The organism is Sphingobacterium haloxyli (genome assembly GCF_002980525.1).
GTDB lineage: Bacteria > Bacteroidota > Bacteroidia > Sphingobacteriales > Sphingobacteriaceae > Sphingobacterium > Sphingobacterium haloxyli.
This window is the reverse complement of sequence record NZ_PVBQ01000002.1, coordinates 55,796-74,493: the sequence shown is the minus strand read 5'-3', so window position 1 is coordinate 74,493 and position 18,698 is coordinate 55,796. Positions and strand designations below refer to the sequence as shown.

Below are 18,698 nucleotides of genomic sequence, written 5' to 3'. Positions count from 1 at the left end.
TTTTTACTTTTCTTTATCAAACCTAATTAATTTCATTTTTATATGCAATTTAATTGCACATAATATAATGCTATCAAACGCACCATGCAGATTTTATACCCAACTATACTTATTATTGTACTTATGAAACAAAAACTTATCCGATGGGTTTTTCTGTCCATCATACAACTCGTGGTATGCTCGACTTTCGGTACGGCCCAAGTAGTGGAGACAGCCGACGTGGAACGTATTATCTCTACGCTGGCCGCCGACGATATGCGAGGAAGGGCGGCATTAAGCCCCGATATCGCCCGCGCAGCAGACTTTATTGCGGATGAATTCCGGCAGGCGGGGCTACAACCGTATGCCGAAGACAATTATCGTCAAACATTTGAGGTCACGAAAGTTTTTACAGAAAACGAGTCCATAAAGATTAATGGAAAAGCACTCAAGGTAGACGAATTTATCATATTAAACAACAGTCCCGACCTCTTATGGGATCAAGATACACAAATAGAAATTATGGAAATCAGCGCAGGGGACGATTTCTCCGAACGTTTCCGCGACATCGTCAGAAACAACCCGAACAACAACATCGTATGGGTGGACCCATCCTTTGCACCTATGTTGGCACGTTTCAAAAAGATATTCTCACGTGAAAACGTCATTCCAAAACAAGCAAGCACAACTGAAAGCCCAAATAAAGTCTTTGCCATCAAGAAAAAGAATATAAAAAGTTTTCACGTAGAAGCTCGCACGGTACAAGAAGATTTCCCATTATTTAATGTCGCGGCTGTTATTCCAGGAAAATCTAAAGCAGACGAATTTGTTGTTTTCTCCGCCCATTACGATCATATCGGCATCCTCGATCCGGTAGGCAAAGACTCCATCGCCAATGGCGCGGATGACGATGCGTCCGGCACGACGGCCATGATTGCCCTAGCTAAACATTTCAAAAAGGAGGACATCAATGAACGCACTTTGATATTCGTTGCTTTCACGGCCGAAGAGATTGGCATGTTCGGCTCTAAATACTTTTCCAATAATATTGACGCAGATAAAGTAATCGCAATGATCAATATAGAAATGATCGGCAAGGGTTCGAAATTTGGGCCGAATAGCCTCTATGTAACGGGCTACCATCATTCCAATCTGGCAGAACTGATGCAAAAAAATCTGAAAGGAACCACCTTTACCTTCCATGCAGATCCTTACCCCCAACAAAACCTTTTTTATCGGAGCGACAATGCTATATTAGCAGCTTTGGGAGTCCCCGCGCATACTTTCTCCACCTCGCAGATTGATAAAGATGAGTACTACCATACGGTGAAGGACGAGCTTTCGACATTAGCTATTCAAAATATAAAATCCAGCATCGAAGCCATTGCTAGGGGCGCTGTGGGAATTGTCTCCGGAGAACAAACACCATCACGTGTAGAGAAGCTAACGGACTAGTCTCTGCATCACGTAATCATCGAGGATAAAACCATAATAAGGTATATCCACTTCCTGCGTGACGCGGAATCCTTGTTTGAGGTAGAAGTGGTATGCTTTGTTACCTCGGTTTACATTGAGTTCAACGATGGAAAAACCGTGCTCTATAGCTTGATTTAATGCAAAATCCAGTAGCTTTTTACCTAAACCCAATCCTTGGCTACTTGCTAAAAGGTAAAGTTTTTCTATGCGCAAAATGTCTTCACTCTTCTTTTGAAGCGCCATAAAGCCCAAGGGTTGTGTCTCTTGTTGGAAGATAAGGTAAAAATCCTGCCCGTTTAACATAGACTGTTGAATGGCTTCAGGACTATAATTATTATGCAACATAAAATCTATTTGTGCACGACTTAAAATAGCTGTATACGTCGTATGGTATACCGCTGTTCCCAAATGCTGGATAGTCGCTGCATCTTCCGGGTCTGCTTTCCTGATAGTAAACATTTCTAAATATCTTCGGCTATACGAACATGTTCATCCGTGTTAAATTCCAGATAGATAAAACCGTCCCGTTCCGTGACAAATTCATTCGGGTTAATATGTTTAAGCCCAAGTAACGATTTGAGTTGGGTTTCGGGAGCGAACATACGCGCACCCGCCTCTTTCCATTTTTCGTAACGATCACGAACATATACGTACCGTATTCTGTGAGACAACACAACAATATTGATCAATGTACAATAGGATGCTAATATGTCCTCTGGCCCATCACACACGATATTAACGGCTTCGTGATCGTTCTGAATCAGATAGTCCAAAGCGTCTGGTATGAATCCGTTTTTTATCTGGAAGGTTCTGATTTGCTCTTGCGGATATGTTATTTCTTTTACACTGAATACTACGTCCACCTTAATGTTAGCAGCTAAAAAGAAGTCTATGGTATCATCGTTGGCTATTATCGTCGGACTCCATTCTAGAAGTTGTCCCATATATTCTTCATCGAGCGCCTCATACGCAGCCACAATTAAGGCCGGTTCTTGATTCTCTCTAATAATGTGATGTGAGGACATTACTTACTTCTCGCCAAGTTGTCGTAGCGTGATATACGACATTAAGCCTATACTTACTTTCAGCGCATTTTCATCAATATCAAAGGTTGGTGTGTGTACAGCTGATGAAATCCCAGCAGCTTTGTTTCCGGTTCCTAATCGATAAAAACAGGCATTGGTTTCTTGCGAATAATAAGAAAAATCTTCTGCTGCCGGCCATATATCCAACTCAACAACATTTTCTTCCCCTAGGTATTCTACAGCAAAAGTGCGGGACGATGTCGTTAATCGCTCCTCGTTAATCAAGAAAGGATAACCTTTGCGTACTTCGAAATCGCAAATTGCGCCCATGCTTTCCGCGATGCCCGCTGCCATCTTGACCATTTGCTTATGGGCTTCCGATCGCCACTTCTCGTCAAATGTGCGGAACGTTCCTTCCAAATATACTTCGTCAGGAATAATGTTAGTAGCACCATTTCCCACTATCTTGCCCCAAGACAGAACCGTCGGTATCCTTGGGTCTGCATTTCGGCTCACTATTTGTTGAAGCGCTGTAATAATTTGTGCTGTAATAGCTATTGGGTCTATATTTTGATGGGGGTGTGCTCCGTGTCCGCCTTTACCCTTCACGGTCATAAAAAGCTCATCACAGGAAGCCATGTATTTTCCCGCGCGAAAACCGACCTTACCGGTTTCAATAAAGGGCATAACATGTTGTCCAATAATACCTGTAGGTGTCGGATTTTCCAGTACCCCCTCCTTAATCATAATGGAGGCTCCACCTGGCAGGCGTTCTTCTCCAGGCTGAAATATAAGCTTTATAGTGCCCCCGAATTCGCTTTTTAAGGATTGCAATATAGACGCAACACCCAACAGCGACGAGGTATGCACGTCGTGTCCACAGGCATGCATAACACCAACATTTTGTGATCCATAACGACGTCCATCCACTTCTTGTATGGGAAGGGCGTCCATATCTGCTCGAAGCGCAAGTACAGTAGACGATGGTTTCTCGCCCTGAATCAGTCCTACCACACCTGTGTTTGCCATACGCTCATATGAAATACCCAAGCTGTCTAGTTGCTGTTTGACAAAAGCAGATGTCTCGTATTCTTCAAACGACAATTCGGGGTGTTGATGCAAATGCCGTCTAAACCCGACCGTCTCTTCAAAGAAGTCTTCGGCAAGTTGTCTTATCTTTTCTTTCAACATGGACATGATTTTTCTCCTTATTCATACGCCCAAACGTCTTCGGTGAAGACGAAGACATTGCTATATTGGGAGCGTAGCTCTCGCATAAAACTCGTGGCTTCGGACCGACTTCTAAAATCGCCGACCTTGACGCGATAATTTGGTTCGTCATAGCTTACATAACTTCCTATATCTTTATACGAGGTCTGAAATCTAGATTGTACAGCATAGGCATCACTTCGGCTCGATCCAGAAAATATCTGTACACGAAATCCGCGTACTTTTACCCGTTTACCATTTTTTTTATCGACTACTTTCGATCCCAAGCTAATCATACGGGAGGTGCTAGGATTGATACCGTTTTCTGCTCTGAATGCCTGCAAAAGATTAATCAATGAATCCTTTTCTACTTCAACGATTCCCGATTGTGCTTTACTAAACTGTGCTAATCCAATGAGTACAAAACCAAATATCAATCCTTTATGTAACATCTTCCGTAAAATTTTTTACCCGTTTTTTCCGTGACAGTTTTTATATTTTTTTCCCGAGCCACAAGGACATTCGTCGTTTCTACCCACGGTTTCCGTTTTGCGTATAGGTTGTGTCACCTGCTGCTCACGTGTGTCCTTATCTTCTGCGGAGACCCCTGTCGGCGAAGCCAGCTCCGCTTTAGTCGCTCTAACCTGTGGTGGCTGGGCTTGTATCGGGCGCGCTTCCCGCACATTTTGTGGCTCTTGTTGCTGACCTGGAATTTCCCCTTTAAATAAGAAACTTACAATTTCTTTGTTCATCGAAGCTAGCATGCTCTTGAACAGATTGTAGGCTTCCATTTTGTAAATAATAATCGGGTCTTTTTGCTCGTATACAGCATTTTGTACGGACTGCTTCAAATCATCCATTTCACGAAGATGTTCTTTCCACGCCTCGTCAATTAGTGCTAAAACGATTCCTTTTTCGAACGACCTGAAAACTTCTTTGCCATGAGACTCTACTGCCTTCTGCAAATTCGTCGCAACTTGTATGCCACGAATACCGTCGGTAAACGGAATGACAACGTTTTCTATCATAGCGCCGCGTTCAGCTAACACATTGGTTAATACAGGAAGTGTTTGCTCTGCTATTTGTTGCGCCCTATTTTGATAATGTGAGATGATTTGTTGGAATAGTCGATCGGTCAGCACCGCTAGGCCACTTTGCGTAAACTCTTCCTCCGTAATTTCAGGGTTGACGGCAAACAAACGGATAACCTCGATTTGGAATTCCTCGTAGGTTCCTCCCTCTTTCGCTCCGGACACGATATCCTCAACAACATCGTAAATGGTGTTGTTTAGGTCAACGTCCAATCGTTCACCAAACAACGCGTTCTTACGTTTTGTATAGATTACGGTACGTTGGGAGTTCATCACGTCATCGTATTCCAATAGGCGTTTACGAATACCAAAGTTGTTCTCTTCCACTTTACGTTGCGCTCTTTCGATCGATTTCGTCAACATGCTGTGTTGCATCACCTCGCCTTCTTCCACACCCATTTTAACCATGATGTTAGAAATTCGTTCGGAAGCGAATAAACGCATCAGATTATCTTCCAAAGACACAAAGAATTGGGAAGAACCAGGGTCTCCTTGACGACCGGCACGTCCACGCAACTGACGGTCTACACGACGCGATTCATGGCGTTCTGTACCAATAATCGCCAAACCTCCGGCTTTAATAACATCCTCTGTCAACTTAATATCTGTACCGCGACCCGCCATGTTGGTAGCAATCGTTACCTGCCCAGGGCGTCCTGCTTCCGCAACAATATCCGCCTCCTTTTGGTGGAGCTTCGCGTTCAGCACATTGTGTTTGATACCGCGTAGTTTCAACATCCGGCTAAGCAATTCCGAAATTTCCACGGAGGTCGTACCAACTAGTACCGGTCTTCCTGCCTCTGTCAAGGCTTGAATCTCCTGTGCCACCGCATTGTATTTTTCTCTCGCTGTACGATAAATTAAATCATGCCGATCATCGCGTGCCGCAGGCCGGTTTGTCGGAATTTCAACCACGTCTAATTTATAAATCTGCCAGAGCTCGCCTGCTTCTGTCGATGCCGTACCGGTCATCCCTGCAAGCTTGTGATACATACGGAAATAATTTTGTAAGGTAACCGTTGCATACGTTTGTGTAGCGTCTTCTACCTTTACATTTTCCTTTGCCTCTATTGCTTGGTGCAAACCGTCAGAATAACGGCGTCCCTCCATAATACGGCCGGTCTGCTCATCAACAATCTTAACCTTACCCTCATCTACGATATATTGATCATCAATTTCAAATAAGGTATATGCTTTAAGCAGCTGATTTATAGAGTGTATACGCTCTGATTTAATCGCGTAATCCCGCAGTAATTCTTCTTTTTTCTGTGCCTTTTCCTCTAGCGATAGCTCTAATTTTTCGATATCGGCTATTTCAGATCCTACGTCGGGCATAATAAAAAAAGTGGGGTCTTCACCGGAAGCGGTAATCAGTTCGATACCTTTTTCAGTAAGCTCAACCTGATTGTTTTTCTCATCTATTACGAAAAACAGCTCTGCATCCACTTTAGGCATATTGCGACTTTGCTCTGCCATATAGTAGTTCTCTACTTTCTGTAACAGTTGTCTGTGATTTCCTTCGGATAAAAACTTAATCAGTGCCTTGTTTTTAGGCAAACCACGATAAGCACGCAACAATGCCATCCCGCCTCCTTCGACGTCAGAATCTCCGTTGGAAATGGCTTTTTTGGCTTCGTTAAAAACCGTATTTATATATGCTTTTTGCGCATTTACTAATCGTTCTATACGCGGCTTTAGTTGATAAAATTCATGCTGATCGCCACGCGGGATTGGACCGGAGATAATCAATGGCGTTCGTGCATCGTCAATCAAAACAGAGTCAACCTCATCAATCATCGCAAAATGCAGTTTACGCTGCACCATAGCGTCCGGCGTCTGTGTCATGTTGTCGCGCAGATAGTCGAAACCAAACTCATTATTTGTTCCGTACACGATATCGGATAAATATGCTTTCCTACGTTGTGGTGAATTTGGTTGATGTTTGTCGATACAATCGACACGCATTCCGTGAAATTCGAATAACGGCCCGTTCCATTCCGAGTCACGACGAGCCAAGTAGTCGTTGACAGTCACGATATGTACGCCCTGGCCTGACAATGCATTCAAGTAAGTCGGCAGTGTACCAACTAGCGTTTTACCCTCACCTGTGGACATTTCCGCAATCTTACCTTGATGCAATACGACACCACCAATAAGCTGTACATCATAATGCACCATATTCCAGGTAACTTCCGTGCCAGCTGCTATCCAGGCGTTTTTCCATACCGCTTTATCACCCTCAACAATTACATTCGGTTTAAGTGTCGCTAGTTCGCGATCAAGGTCGGTTGCTGTTACTTCTATTTCTTTATTTTCTGTAAACCGACGAGCAGTTTCTTTTACCACCGCAAAAGCTTCGGGTAGGATTTCCAACAATACTTCTTCGAGTTTCTTATCCCTATCCTTAGCGAGCTTATCTACCTTCTCATAAAGTTCCGTTTTTTTACCCATCTCTACACCTTCCCCGTCAGCCTCTGCTTTTAAAGACGCCATTTCTTCGTCTATATCAGCCAGATATGCTTTGATTCGGCTTTTAAAATCGGTTGTCTTCGCCCGCAATTCGTCATGGCTTAACGACGATAGCTTCTCGTACTCCTCTTTGATCTTATCTACAATGGGTTGTATGGATTTGATATCTCGTTCTGACTTGCTGCCAAATAATTTACTTAAAAATTTTAACATAATATTTTTATCTCCGTATATCGCTGTGCAATAATGACTCCAACACGATGTTTACAGACATTTTGACACTAACCGGGCAAATTTAATTATTACATGTGATAACTAACAGGATTCCAGTTTATTTTTTTGTAAAACCTATGTTGTCGTACTACTCCTAAAATAGCCTCTTAATTTTTTATGAAATAAGGAGTTTTATTCGGTCAAAAAAAGCCTCTTATCCAGCGGTGGAACAAGCTTTAATACTTGCGCTTTGTCGAACATTTGTTGTATTGCTCTACGGCCGTCGGCTCCCAGATGTTCCGAATATTCGTTGACATATAGTTCAATATGCTGATACATCACAGCCTCTTCCATTTCCTGTGCATGCGAACGGATATAATTCAATCCTGATTTCGGATTTTTAAAGGCAAATTGCACGCTTTCACGAACCAGTTCGTTAATTTGAAGCTTGAGACTCTCCGCTAAATCACGTTTAACAACGATTCCACCTAAAGGAATCGGACTGCGAGTTGTTTGTTCCCAAAAATCACCCAGATCCACGACCTTATGTAATCCTCTTGCCTGGTAGGTAAACCGGTTTTCGTGAATTATCAAACCAAGATCAATACGACCATCCAACAATGACTGCTCGATGTCGGAGAAGATCAATTCAACTTTATTACGCAGGCTCGGAAAAGCTAATCCAAGTAGGAAATTGGCGGTGGTGTACTTTCCGGGGATACCGATTCTTAACCCGCTTTCCGAAGCATTTAGCTCAACTTTGTTTTCCAACGCTCTTTTTAGCCCGGCAGCCAGTGTCGGGTCTTTCGCAATGAGCAATGGTCCAACACCTGAACCCAATGCACTACCCGCATCCAATAGTTCATAATCATTTACCGCATAAGCGAAAGCATGATAACTCAACTTGGTAATATCCAACTCGCCCTGAAAAGCCTTTTGATTTAACGTTTCTACATCGTGGTATTGGACTTCAAATTCCAGCCCTCCGGTGTCAATTTTATGATGGATCAACGCATCAAAAATAAACGTGTCGTTGGGGCAGGGTGAAAAGCCTAGGGTAAGTTTCATTTCTATTATTTTTAGTACAAAAATAGGGATAAAAAGAGTACAATACTATCGAGAATAGGAAAACACCAACTCTCTCTGAACGACAATCAAAACAATCATGGCTAAAAATGTAACGAACACCACACCGTTAGCTGTAGCATCTTTCTCATAGCGGTAGAGATAGCGGACTCCAATCAGGTTTGCGGTGGCAGCAATTACATACAAAGCGATAGGTTTATGCACGAATAACGAGGTCTGAATCGTGGTAAAGGTCGCCACGAGATAAGCCAACAGCGGAAAAATAACGCCGAATGCTATCCCCAGTACAAAACTATTTTTCATCCGCCCTCCTCCTACTGTACATCAAAACTCCAGGAATTTAATTCTGTAATGGTGTGGTGCGCTGTCATGTCAAATTGCGTTGGTACAATAGAAACGTAGCCATTACTTAATGCATGAGCATCCGTATCCTCTCCTCTGTCTAACAATTGAAATTTGCCTGTCATCCAAAAATATTCCCTATTGTAAGGGTCTAAGCGTTCGTCAAACTCTTCAAACCACTTGGCAGTAGCCTGTCTACATATTTTTATTCCTTTTAGTTCTTTGCTGATATGCGGAAAATTAACATTCAGTAACGTAGCTTTTTGCAGTCCGTTACTTAATACCTGCTGGGCGATAGTGCGTATATACGGCCGGCAATGAGAAAAATCGGCATGATGGGAAAAATCATCCAGCGAAAACCCGATGGAAGGAATGTCTTCTATGGCCCCCTCGACAGCAGCAGACATGGTTCCCGAATACAACACATTGATGGAATAGTTCAAGCCATGATTGATTCCCGATACACATAGATCCGGCTTCTTGCCTTTAAAAATTTTATTTACGGCAAGCTTTACACAATCCACCGGTGTCCCTGAGCATTTGTACATCTCCACACCTTCATACAAATCAATTTTATCTAAACGGAGGGGTCTCCCAATGGTAATAGCATGTCCCATACCTGACTGCGGACTGTCGGGAGCTACCACCACAACATTGCCTATTTTTTGCATCTCTTCCAACAGCACTTTGATGCCAGGAGCTGTAATGCCATCGTCGTTAACGACTAAAATCGTTGGTTTCTTTTTCGCCATAGTGCGAATTTATAAAAATTAAACGAAGGTTTTCTTTCTACAGGAAAGTTCCGTTTCCTATCGCACAACCTTTCCGCCACTCGCCGGGGCATGGCATTACTTTTTGAGAGCAAAAAGTAACCAAAACCGAACGAAGTGAGCTCCTCAAATGTTTGAAGCGACGATTTTTACGTAACTTTCTCTAAAAAAGTTGGATAAGAAAAATCTCTAATTTTATTTGTATCTTCATTTCAAAAAAACAATATGGAAAGAAGAAACTTTTTAAAATCAGCTGCCGCCGCGGGTTTAACTGGTACGCTGCTCGCATCGTGTACACCGCTCGACAATAGAGAATCAACGTCGTCTAACACGATCGCTAAAGGAACAATTTTGCACAGTGTGTATTTTTGGCTGAAAGAAGACATTTCCCAGGAAGAAGAACAGGATTTCTTACATTTTTTTGAAGAGCTTCGTGAAGTCCCTGGCGTGCAAACACTGCAATACGGAAAACCAGCGCCCACCAATCCACGGCCGGTAGTAGACAACTCATTTCAATACAATCTGTTGGTTACCTTCCAAAATTTGGAGGACATCAATACCTATGAAACGCACCCCACCCATACCGCTGCGGCAGAAAAATATAGTAAATATTGGACAAAAGTAGAGGTTAAAGATACTACCATTTTGTAAACGTTTCCGAAGATACTTGCCTTTAAGTGCACTTTAACTCTTATCTTAGGACATTTATTAGTTATAATCATTATAATACTATGGCAAAGCACACTGTCTTCGAGAGTCGATACGCGATTGGTCCCAATGAAACTAAATCATTGGACACCAAAGGACTTCGCGAAAACTTTTTGATCGAAACCGTTTTCGCACCGAATAAAATCCATTTTGTATATACCCATTACGACCGTTATATGGCCGGAGGCGCGATGCCTGTTGATGGGCGCTTACAATTGGAGACTATAGACGATCTTTTAAAGGAGCCCTATTTTCTGTCCCGACGCGAGTTAGGCGTTATCAATGTAGGCGGAGATGGCAAGGTAGAAGTCGACGGTACCGTATATGAAATAGGCCACAAGGAAGCTTTATATGTAGGAAAAGGCATAAAAGAGGTCTTTTTCAGTAGCAATGACGCTGCTAACCCAGCGAAATTTTATCTAAATTCTACACCGGCACACCACAGCTACCCTACAAAGCGTGTCACCAAGGCAGAAGCTAACAAAATTGAACTCGGTGCGGCTGAAACGGCGAACCATCGTGTTATCAACCAGATGTTGCTACACAAGGTACTAGATACCTGTCAGTTGCAGATGGGTATGACGGAACTACAACCAGGATCGGTTTGGAACACGATGCCATCGCATACACACGATCGCCGTATGGAAGTATACTTCTACTTTGATTTACCAGAAGACCAAGCCGTTTCTCATTTTATGGGGCCAATCGATGAAACCCGCCATATCTGGATGAAAAATGAACAAGCGATTATCTCTCCGCCTTGGTCTATCCATTCGGGCGCAGGAACGAGTAATTATACATTTATCTGGGGGATGGCCGGTGAGAATCTGGACTACGACGACATGGATAAATGCGCTATAACGGATTTAAAATAACAAGAGGTTGATTATTACATAGGGTGGACGTGTATGTCGCAGTGAACCGCGTTCGTTCGTCTTTGAAAAAGTTTAATTTGAAAAAAATGTCTGTTTTAAATACATTTGATTTATCCGGAAAAGTAGCGTTAGTTACAGGCTGCAAACGTGGAATCGGGAAAGCGCTGGCAGAGGCCCTTGCGGAAGCCGGCGCCGATGTTATTGGCGTATCCGCGTCGTTGGAGTTAGAAAACTCAAAGGTTGCGCAATCTGTAGAAAGCATCGGACGTAAGTTCTACGCTTATCAATGTGATTTCGCAAACCGCGAATCACTGTATCAATTTATCAATCAAGTCAAGAAAGACCATCCCGTTATTGATATCCTATTTAATAATGCCGGCAATATCTTACGCAAACCTGCCGCAGAGCATCCGGATGAATACTGGGATCAAATCATTGAAATTAACCAGAATGCACAATTTGTGCTTACCCGCGAAATCGGAAGGGATATGATTGCACGCGGATCAGGGAAAATTGTTTTCACCGCGTCGCTATTGACATTCCAAGGCGGCATCACTGTGCCCGGATATGCTGCATCTAAAGGCGCTATTGGTTCATTGACCAAAGCTTTTGCCAATGAGTGGGCTTCTAAAGGAGTGAATGTGAATGCTATTGCTCCGGGTTATATCGCTACCGATAATACCGAAGCGCTACGTGACGATCCGGAACGCTCGGCTTCTATCCTCGGACGTATCCCCGCCGGACGCTGGGGCGAACCGGAAGACTTTAAAGGTCCTGCGGTATTTCTCGCTTCTAAAGCTTCGGATTATGTCCATGGTACTATCCTAACCGTCGATGGCGGCTGGATGGGGAGATAACTCGCGGTTTTATAAAAACGCATATGCATTTATAACAATTTGCATATGCGTTTTTCTCGAAATGCATATGCAAAATTTGAAAGTCCGACTTTACCTTACTTTAAATAAAGCCCCTTTTTTTCTATAAAGTCAATAACCTTATCCGGTACATAAAACCGTACACTCTTCCCTGTTTTTACGGCATTTCGCACAAACGTAGACGACAGCTCCATAACCGGGGTCTCTGTCACAATAACAGAAGGGTGCCTTTTAAGATCTCCTCCGTCATAATCTGGCCGGGGATAAACAATGATTTGGTAATCACGGAGGATAATATCGGCATTCTTCCACTTATGAAAACTGGCCAAGTTATCTTCGCCCATAATTAAGGAAAACGCTTTCGTCGGGTACTTTTCGGCCAAATGAGTCAGGGTATCGATGGTATAAGAAGGTTGAGGTAAAGAAAACTCGGCATCAGATGCCCGTAGCTTTTCTGCCCCCTCAATGGCAAGGTTGACCATCTCCAAGCGGTCGTACATATTGCCTAAGTTCTTTTTCACCTTGAAGGGATTCTGTGGCGAAACGACAAACCAGACTTCATCAAGGTTCGTATAATTAGCCATATAGTTGGCAATAATCAAGTGCCCGATATGTATCGGATTGAAAGAACCGAAAAATAATCCGATTTTATTGTTTGTCATCTCCTTATTGGGCAGACATAGAGGTCGGCCCCTTATTAATTTTTTATTTTTCCAAAAACTTCAGTACCAGTTCCTCAGCTTCCGCACAGGCTGCTTCCAAATCAAAATTGTTTAGCACCACATCAAATTTATCAGCATAGCTGAGTTCGAGCTCCGCTTTGGCAAAACGCTCTTGTAGCTTTTCCTCAACGTCGGTTCCTCGGCCTCTCAAACGCTCTTTTAGCACTTCTAACGACGGGGGATTCACAAAGATTGCCAAAGCCTCTTCTGGATATTTGGATTTCAGACGAAGACCGCCCACCACATCAATATCGAAAATAACTGATTTTCCAAGCGCCCAAATCCGCTCCAGTTCTTTTTTTAATGTCCCATAAAAGGTTCCCGCATATACTTCTTCAAATTCGATGAATTCGTGTTTTGCTACTTTGTGCAGAAAATCCTCTTTGGAGATGAAATAGTAATCTTTGCCATCTATCTCGCCCATTCTAGGCTGCCTTGTACTGGCAGAAATAGAAAACGCAATCTTGTCTGCATGATTGGACAACAACCGCCTGACAATGGTCGTTTTCCCCGCACCAGAGGGAGCAGAGAATATAATCAGTTTTCCTCCCATCTCTTATAACACGTTAAGTAACTGTTCTTTTATCTTTTCCAATTCCTCTTTCATCCGGACAACAATCTGTTGAATATTAGCGTCGTTCGCTTTAGATCCTAGCGTGTTGATCTCCCGACCCATTTCCTGCGAAATAAAACCCAATTTCTTCCCGTTAGAATCATTTGCATTCAATGCTTGGACAAAGTAGTCACAGTGACTTTTCAAACGAACTTTTTCTTCCGTAACATCCAGCTTGTCTATATAATAAATAATCTCTTGTTCGAAACGGTTCATATCCACATTCTCCTTTCCCACCGCCTCATCCAAATAATGACTCAAACGATCCCGTATTAAGGGGATACGATTTCCTGCCACCTCTTCTACTTGCGACAAATAGGACAGAATCAGGTGTACGCGGCTTTCCAGGTCCTTCTTTAAAACCTCGCCTTCATCCTGCCGAAACTTTGTAAAGTGCGCTATCGCCCGATAAAAAGCCTCCATCAACACTTTACCTTCTTCCTCGTCTACTGCGTCCTCACTAGCGTTTACAACCTCTGGCATCGTTAGTGCTATCTCAAAAAGGGATGTGTTCGTTTCGCCTATTTCCTGCGCGATCTCTTTTAACTGTTTATAGTACTGCTTTAAAAGTGCCGCATTAATAGTCGAAGCTTTCGCTGTTTGGTCAGCATATTCAACGGACACCGTAATATTTACCTTGCCCCGTTCGATCAATTTGCTGGCTTCGGTTCGAAGCGTCAACTCACGGTCAGAAACAACCTTCGGTAAACGCAGGCTAAGTTCAAGAAACTTGGAGTTCAGGGATTTTAATTCAACGGTATATTTGACCTGGCCATTTTCATGACTGCCAATACCATACCCTGTCATAGATTTAATCATACGTAATTACGCTTCCTTTTTTACTTTTTTGTTGCTTAGTTTCTCTTTGGCCACCTCAAAGATAATCGGTAGGATAGAAAGAAAAATGATAAGTAACACCACTTTCGAGAAATTATCCCGAATGATGGGGATATTGCCTAAGAAATAGCCGGCTAAAGTGATTCCCACTACCCATAAAACAGCACCCACGACGTTATATGTCAGGAATGTCCCATAGTGCATTCTGCCTATTCCACCTACGAATGGAGCCAATGTTCGCACAATAGGTACAAAACGAGCAATTACAATCGTTTTACTACCATACTTTTCGTAAAAAGAATGTGTTTTTTCGATTTGCTCGTCCTTTACAACACGTTTTCCGAACACCTTAAATCTGGTTATTTCCATACCAAAACGCCTCCCGATAGAATAATTCATCGAATCGCCGGCGATAGCGGCAATCAAAAGCAATGCTATCATAATCCAAACATTCAATTCATTAGGCTGTGCGGCCAACATGCCGGCAGCGAACAAAAGAGAATCCCCGGGTAAAAAAGGCATGATTACTATCCCTGTTTCGATAAAAATGATCAAGAATAGGATAAGGTATGTCCAGGTCTGATATGAATTCACGATCTCCACAAGATGCTTATCGATATGGAGAACAAAATCTATTAAAGAATATACGACTTCCAAAATGACGAGTTTAGATATTATTCAACATAACAGGCATCACCAACATCAAAATATCTTCATTGTCTTCTTTTACAGCGGGAATCAATAATCCGGCTCTGTTTGGCGTACTCATTTCAATGGCGACTTCGCTAGAACTTAAATTACTCAACATTTCCACCAAGAATTTAGCATTAAACCCAATTTCCATATCCTCGCCTTCAAATTGGCAATTTAAACGTTCATGCGCTTCGTTCGAAAAATCTAAATCTTCTGCCGAGATGTGTAGTTCACTTCCAGAAATCTTCAATCTCACTTGATGCGTGGTTTTATTCGCAAAGATAACCACACGACGAAGGGTGTTTAAAAATAACAACCGGTCTACCGTCAACTTGTTTGGGTTAACCTGGGGAATCACCGCTTCGTAATCTGGGTAGCGCTCATCGATAAGACGACATATCAAATGAATGTTGCCGAACTGAAAAAATGCGTTCGTGTTATTGTATTCTATAGAAACGACCGTCTCATCAGATGGGAGCGAAGATTTCAATAGCGTCAATGCCTTCTTAGGTAAAATGAAAGACGTTGGCTTTTCTGAACTTACATCCGTCCGTCGATAGCGAACAAGTTTATGCGCATCAGTAGATACAAAAGTGATATTTTGTTCTGCTAACTGCACTAACACACCGGACATCGCGGGACGCAATTCGTCATTGCTTACAGCAAAAAGTGTTTTATTAATGGCTTCTGAAAGAATTGACGCATTTAAGGATACCGTAGCAACGTTATCCACCACCGGAATTTTTGGAAAATCATCTGCATTTTCTCCGCTCAATTTGTATTTTCCGTCACCGGCACTAATTTCAATAGCCAACGTATTGGTATCCACAGAAAACGCTACGGGCTGATCAGGAAGGGTCTTTAATGTTTCTATCAAGATTTTGGAGGGCATGGCAACCCGGCCTTCTTCCTTCGCCTCAATTTGTAAGGATGTGACCATACTTGTCTGCAAGTCCGTAGCCGAAATGGTCAACAAGTTATCTTTAATTTCAAACAAAAAGTTCTCAAGAATAGGCAGCACCGTGCTACTACTCGAAGCTCCGCTAATCGATTGTAGTTGTTTTAATAAAATTGAAGTGGATACAATAAATCTCATTTCCTGATTTTTATAGATTTTTATATGCAATATTACACAAAAGAATCTATATTTTATAAACTGAGCGCGTGTTAATTCTTATAGCGAATTAATTAATTAGTACCTTTGTATCGTTTATAAAGACATGCAGTTTAAGGATATTATCGGTCATCATAAAATCAAAACCCAACTGGCTCAAACCGTAAAAGACAATCGGGTAAGCCACGCGCAGTTATTCCTCGGTCCGGAAGGTTCGGGAAGCTTGGCGTTGGCGGTCGCCTATGCGCAATACATCAACTGCGAGCAAAAATCTGAAAACGATAGCTGTGGTACCTGTAGCTCTTGTCGCAAATATCAAAAATTGATTCATCCTGATCTGCACTTTTCCTATCCGTTTTTTGCGGGCGGGGAAAAAGACGTAGCCACCAGCTATTTAGAAGAATGGCGCGCTGCTTTTCTGGATAATCCTTATATGGGGCTAGATTATTGGCGCCATCAGTTAGAAGCAGGCAATAAACAGGCAAACATTAACATTGCAGAGGCACACGACATCATCAAAAAACTCAGTTTGAAAGCGTTTGAAGCGCAATACAAAGTATTGATCTTGTGGCTCCCAGAATACCTGAATGTACAGGGAAACGCATTATTGAAACTGATCGAGGAACCGCCAGAGAAAACACTGTTTCTTCTCGTATCGGAAAATCAAGATAGGATACTGAACACCATCATATCGCGTACGCAACTGGTAAAAATCCCTAAATTTTCACATAGCGATGTAAAGCAATACTTGACAGCAGAAAAAGCAATTGCAGACGAGCGAGCAAGCGAAATTGCTTTCATAGCTGACGGAAACGTACAAACGGCGACAGAACTCATAAAAGACGAAACTAATCCTTATTTTGATTTGCTTATCAATTGGCTAAGATTCGTCGTAACCGATTCGGGGCTGCATATTATCCGTTTATGTGAGGAGGATTTTCCCAAACTAGGACGTGAAAACCAAAAAATTTTTTTACTTTACGCCATTAGTGTGTTCCGTCAGATTCTATTAATACAAACGGGCCTTTCACAATTAGTGCTTTTACAGGGCAAAGAATTGGATTTTGTCCAGAAATTTGGTGATAACTTTATAGGTGAACAGTTGGAAGTCGCTATTGATTTACTCGAAAAAACACATTATAAAGTAGAGCGTAACGCTAATCCTAAAATTTTATTTTTAGACTTATCTTTGCAATTAGTTTTAATATTTAAATATCAAACGTTCCCACAAGGGACTCAATATATATAAAAGGAAAGAATATGGGATGTGGCAATTGCTCATCCGGAGGTGGGTGCGGTAGTGGTTCTACCGGAAAAGCACCTGCAGGCTGCCAAAATAACGGTTCCTGCATGACCAGCGGATGTAATAAACTAGATGTATACGACTGGCTTTCCGACATGGATTTGCCGGCAAACTATAAACCATTCAATATTGTAGAAGTCCGATTTAAAGGATCACGCAAGGATTTCTATATCAACGCGGACAATCATTATCTAGAAATGGGTGAAATGGTCGTCGTTGAGCCCTCCACCGGGGGGTATGATATCGGACATGTATCACTAACCGGTGAATTGGTGCGTTTACAGTTAAAGAAAAATAACGTAAAGGCTGAAACAGTCGCTAAAAAAATATACCGAAAACCAACAGAGGCGGACGTACAGAAATATAACGCGGCGAAAGACCTGGAGTGGGAGACTATGCACCGAGCGAGAAAGCTTGCGCTAGATCTGGGTTTGTCTATGAAAATTTCCGATGTCGACTATCAAGGAGACAAAACCAAAGCAACCTTTTACTATACAGCAGAAGGACGAGTGGATTTTCGGGAACTCATCAAGCGTATGGCAGAAGCATTCCGTATACGGATCGAAATGCGGCAGATCGGGATGCGCCAAGAGGCCAGCCGTTTGGGCGGTATAGGCTCCTGCGGGCGAGAGTTGTGTTGCTCTACATGGCTAACAGACTTTAAAACGGTCTCTACCGCAGCAGCGAGATACCAAAATCTCTCGCTAAATACGCTTAAGTTAGCCGGGCAATGCGGTAAACTAAAATGCTGTCTTAACTATGAGCTTGACAGTTATATGGATGCGTTAAAAGATATTCCTAACAATGTTGATCGTTTGGATACCGAAGCAGGCACAGCCTTCTTGCAAAAAACGGATATCTTCAAAAGAATCATGTGGTATTCTTATCCAGGCGCCGAAAGCTGGATTCCATTAGACGTAGACAAAGTGCGTGAATATGCTGAAATGAATAAAGCCGGCCGAAAATCACAGGATTTGAAGCTCCATCAGGAGCCGGTAGAAGAAACAGAAAAACTCATCTCTTACGACTATGAAAATGTGGTGGGACAAGACTCCTTAACCCGTTTAGATGAAAAGAATAGGAAAAGAAGAAAGAAGAAGCCGAAAAACAAAAAAGAGACGAACACAACCGGAAGCAAAATTGCAGCATTAAAAAAAGTGGAGACGACCGAAAAACAAAAAGTCGTTCCTTCCGACGAAGGAAACACCAACGGAAATAAGCCGAAAAGACGCTTCAACCGGAACAAGAATAAAAACAGGAATAAAACATCAAATAATAATAATAAAGACGATAGCTAG

Annotated in this window: 19 protein-coding genes; 6 read left to right on the top strand and 13 right to left on the bottom strand. The window is 42.4% G+C overall.

Annotated elements, in window-relative coordinates; all coding sequences use genetic code 11:
- Positions 1–123: 123 nt before the first annotated feature.
- Entirely contained in the window at positions 124–1,434 is a 1,311-nt protein-coding gene (locus tag C5745_RS02240) for a M20/M25/M40 family metallo-hydrolase (RefSeq protein ID WP_105715350.1), read from the top strand.
- Here the strand turns inward: C5745_RS02240 and C5745_RS02235 are convergent.
- The 8 genes from C5745_RS02235 to surE all read right to left on the bottom strand — a co-directional run bounded on the left by C5745_RS02235 (position 1,423) and on the right by surE (position 9,642).
- The gene (locus C5745_RS02235) at positions 1,423–1,914 is read right to left on the bottom strand and encodes a GNAT family N-acetyltransferase (protein WP_105715349.1); all 492 of its coding nucleotides are present in this window, start codon (positions 1,912–1,914) and stop codon (positions 1,423–1,425) included. The genes C5745_RS02240 and C5745_RS02235 overlap by 12 nt on opposite strands.
- A 2-nt stretch (positions 1,915–1,916) precedes the next feature.
- Entirely contained in the window at positions 1,917–2,480 is a 564-nt protein-coding gene (locus C5745_RS02230) for a thiamine diphosphokinase (protein ID WP_105715348.1), read from the bottom strand.
- 3 nt (positions 2,481–2,483) lie between these two features.
- The gene (locus tag C5745_RS02225) at positions 2,484–3,671 is read right to left on the bottom strand and encodes a M20 metallopeptidase family protein (RefSeq protein WP_105715347.1); all 1,188 of its coding nucleotides are present in this window, start codon (positions 3,669–3,671) and stop codon (positions 2,484–2,486) included.
- A gap of 17 nt (positions 3,672–3,688) precedes the next feature.
- Complete coding sequence (locus C5745_RS02220; protein ID WP_105715346.1) at positions 3,689–4,141, bottom strand: SPOR domain-containing protein; 453 nt, start codon at positions 4,139–4,141, stop codon at positions 3,689–3,691.
- A gap of 15 nt (positions 4,142–4,156) precedes the next feature.
- Positions 4,157–7,462 (bottom strand): preprotein translocase subunit SecA, encoded by a 3,306-nt coding sequence (gene secA, locus C5745_RS02215; RefSeq protein WP_105715345.1) that lies wholly within the window; start codon positions 7,460–7,462, stop codon positions 4,157–4,159.
- Between the two features lie 192 nt (positions 7,463–7,654).
- Positions 7,655–8,530: a 1,4-dihydroxy-6-naphthoate synthase gene (locus tag C5745_RS02210; RefSeq protein ID WP_105715344.1), complete on the bottom strand. Its 876-nt coding sequence runs from the start codon at positions 8,528–8,530 to the stop codon at positions 7,655–7,657.
- 45 nt (positions 8,531–8,575) lie between these two features.
- Positions 8,576–8,851, bottom strand: a complete 276-nt coding sequence (locus tag C5745_RS02205) for a hypothetical protein (protein WP_105715343.1) — start codon at positions 8,849–8,851, stop codon at positions 8,576–8,578.
- An 11-nt stretch (positions 8,852–8,862) separates the two neighbouring features.
- Entirely contained in the window at positions 8,863–9,642 is a 780-nt protein-coding gene (gene surE / locus C5745_RS02200; protein ID WP_105715342.1) for a 5'/3'-nucleotidase SurE, read from the bottom strand.
- 243 nt (positions 9,643–9,885) lie between these two features.
- Here surE and C5745_RS02195 point away from each other — a divergent pair, with 243 nt between their 5' ends.
- The 3 genes from C5745_RS02195 (at position 9,886) to C5745_RS02185 (ending at position 12,100) form a co-directional block, all read left to right on the top strand.
- Positions 9,886–10,311, top strand: a complete 426-nt coding sequence (locus tag C5745_RS02195) for a Dabb family protein (protein ID WP_105715341.1) — start codon at positions 9,886–9,888, stop codon at positions 10,309–10,311.
- 80 nt (positions 10,312–10,391) lie between these two features.
- Entirely contained in the window at positions 10,392–11,243 is an 852-nt protein-coding gene (gene kduI / locus C5745_RS02190; protein WP_105715340.1) for a 5-dehydro-4-deoxy-D-glucuronate isomerase, read from the top strand.
- A gap of 86 nt (positions 11,244–11,329) precedes the next feature.
- Positions 11,330–12,100: an SDR family oxidoreductase gene (locus tag C5745_RS02185; protein WP_105715339.1), complete on the top strand. Its 771-nt coding sequence runs from the start codon at positions 11,330–11,332 to the stop codon at positions 12,098–12,100.
- Positions 12,101–12,195: 95 nt separating this feature from the next.
- On the opposite strand, the gene nadD is transcribed toward C5745_RS02185, so the two are convergent.
- From nadD to dnaN, 5 genes are read right to left on the bottom strand one after another with little or no spacing between them, the layout of a single operon-like run.
- Entirely contained in the window at positions 12,196–12,780 is a 585-nt protein-coding gene (gene nadD, locus C5745_RS02180) for a nicotinate (nicotinamide) nucleotide adenylyltransferase (protein ID WP_105715338.1), read from the bottom strand.
- 43 nt (positions 12,781–12,823) lie between these two features.
- Positions 12,824–13,393 (bottom strand): guanylate kinase, encoded by a 570-nt coding sequence (gene gmk / locus C5745_RS02175; protein ID WP_105715337.1) that lies wholly within the window; start codon positions 13,391–13,393, stop codon positions 12,824–12,826.
- A 3-nt stretch (positions 13,394–13,396) separates the two neighbouring features.
- On the bottom strand, positions 13,397–14,272 hold the full coding sequence (locus C5745_RS02170; RefSeq protein ID WP_105715336.1) for a YicC/YloC family endoribonuclease: 876 nt from the start codon (positions 14,270–14,272) through the stop codon (positions 13,397–13,399).
- 6 nt (positions 14,273–14,278) lie between these two features.
- Positions 14,279–14,947, bottom strand: coding sequence for a DedA family protein (locus tag C5745_RS02165; protein ID WP_105715335.1), 669 nt, complete (start codon positions 14,945–14,947; stop codon positions 14,279–14,281).
- Between the two features lie 10 nt (positions 14,948–14,957).
- Positions 14,958–16,079: a DNA polymerase III subunit beta gene (dnaN, locus tag C5745_RS02160; protein WP_105715611.1), complete on the bottom strand. Its 1,122-nt coding sequence runs from the start codon at positions 16,077–16,079 to the stop codon at positions 14,958–14,960.
- A 124-nt stretch (positions 16,080–16,203) separates the two neighbouring features.
- Between dnaN and C5745_RS02155 the strand changes: the two genes are divergently transcribed.
- Positions 16,204–17,346, top strand: a complete 1,143-nt coding sequence (locus tag C5745_RS02155; protein WP_105715334.1) for a DNA polymerase III subunit — start codon at positions 16,204–16,206, stop codon at positions 17,344–17,346.
- Between the two features lie 11 nt (positions 17,347–17,357).
- Positions 17,358–18,698, top strand: coding sequence for a PSP1 domain-containing protein (locus C5745_RS02150; RefSeq protein WP_207795696.1), 1,341 nt, complete (start codon positions 17,358–17,360; stop codon positions 18,696–18,698).

What these genes read in the sequence shown, in the direction of transcription:
- C5745_RS02150 (WP_207795696.1), top strand. Translation starts at nt 17,358, where the DNA reads ATGGGATGTGGCAATTGCTCATCCGGAGGTGGGTGCGGTAGTGGTTCT.
- gmk (WP_105715337.1), bottom strand. Translation starts at nt 13,393, where the DNA reads ATGGGAGGAAAACTGATTATATTCTCTGCTCCCTCTGGTGCGGGGAAA.
- C5745_RS02205 (WP_105715343.1), bottom strand. Translation starts at nt 8,851, where the DNA reads ATGAAAAATAGTTTTGTACTGGGGATAGCATTCGGCGTTATTTTTCCG.
- C5745_RS02170 (WP_105715336.1), bottom strand. Translation starts at nt 14,272, where the DNA reads ATGATTAAATCTATGACAGGGTATGGTATTGGCAGTCATGAAAATGGC.
- secA (WP_105715345.1), bottom strand. Translation starts at nt 7,462, where the DNA reads ATGTTAAAATTTTTAAGTAAATTATTTGGCAGCAAGTCAGAACGAGAT.
- C5745_RS02195 (WP_105715341.1), top strand. Translation starts at nt 9,886, where the DNA reads ATGGAAAGAAGAAACTTTTTAAAATCAGCTGCCGCCGCGGGTTTAACT.
- C5745_RS02185 (WP_105715339.1), top strand. Translation starts at nt 11,330, where the DNA reads ATGTCTGTTTTAAATACATTTGATTTATCCGGAAAAGTAGCGTTAGTT.
- surE (WP_105715342.1), bottom strand. Translation starts at nt 9,642, where the DNA reads ATGGCGAAAAAGAAACCAACGATTTTAGTCGTTAACGACGATGGCATT.
- C5745_RS02240 (WP_105715350.1), top strand. Translation starts at nt 124, where the DNA reads ATGAAACAAAAACTTATCCGATGGGTTTTTCTGTCCATCATACAACTC.
- C5745_RS02230 (WP_105715348.1), bottom strand. Translation starts at nt 2,480, where the DNA reads ATGTCCTCACATCACATTATTAGAGAGAATCAAGAACCGGCCTTAATT.
- C5745_RS02155 (WP_105715334.1), top strand. Translation starts at nt 16,204, where the DNA reads ATGCAGTTTAAGGATATTATCGGTCATCATAAAATCAAAACCCAACTG.
- C5745_RS02225 (WP_105715347.1), bottom strand. Translation starts at nt 3,671, where the DNA reads ATGTTGAAAGAAAAGATAAGACAACTTGCCGAAGACTTCTTTGAAGAG.
- C5745_RS02210 (WP_105715344.1), bottom strand. Translation starts at nt 8,530, where the DNA reads ATGAAACTTACCCTAGGCTTTTCACCCTGCCCCAACGACACGTTTATT.
- kduI (WP_105715340.1), top strand. Translation starts at nt 10,392, where the DNA reads ATGGCAAAGCACACTGTCTTCGAGAGTCGATACGCGATTGGTCCCAAT.
- nadD (WP_105715338.1), bottom strand. Translation starts at nt 12,780, where the DNA reads ATGACAAACAATAAAATCGGATTATTTTTCGGTTCTTTCAATCCGATA.
- dnaN (WP_105715611.1), bottom strand. Translation starts at nt 16,079, where the DNA reads ATGAGATTTATTGTATCCACTTCAATTTTATTAAAACAACTACAATCG.
- C5745_RS02235 (WP_105715349.1), bottom strand. Translation starts at nt 1,914, where the DNA reads ATGTTTACTATCAGGAAAGCAGACCCGGAAGATGCAGCGACTATCCAG.
- C5745_RS02220 (WP_105715346.1), bottom strand. Translation starts at nt 4,141, where the DNA reads ATGTTACATAAAGGATTGATATTTGGTTTTGTACTCATTGGATTAGCA.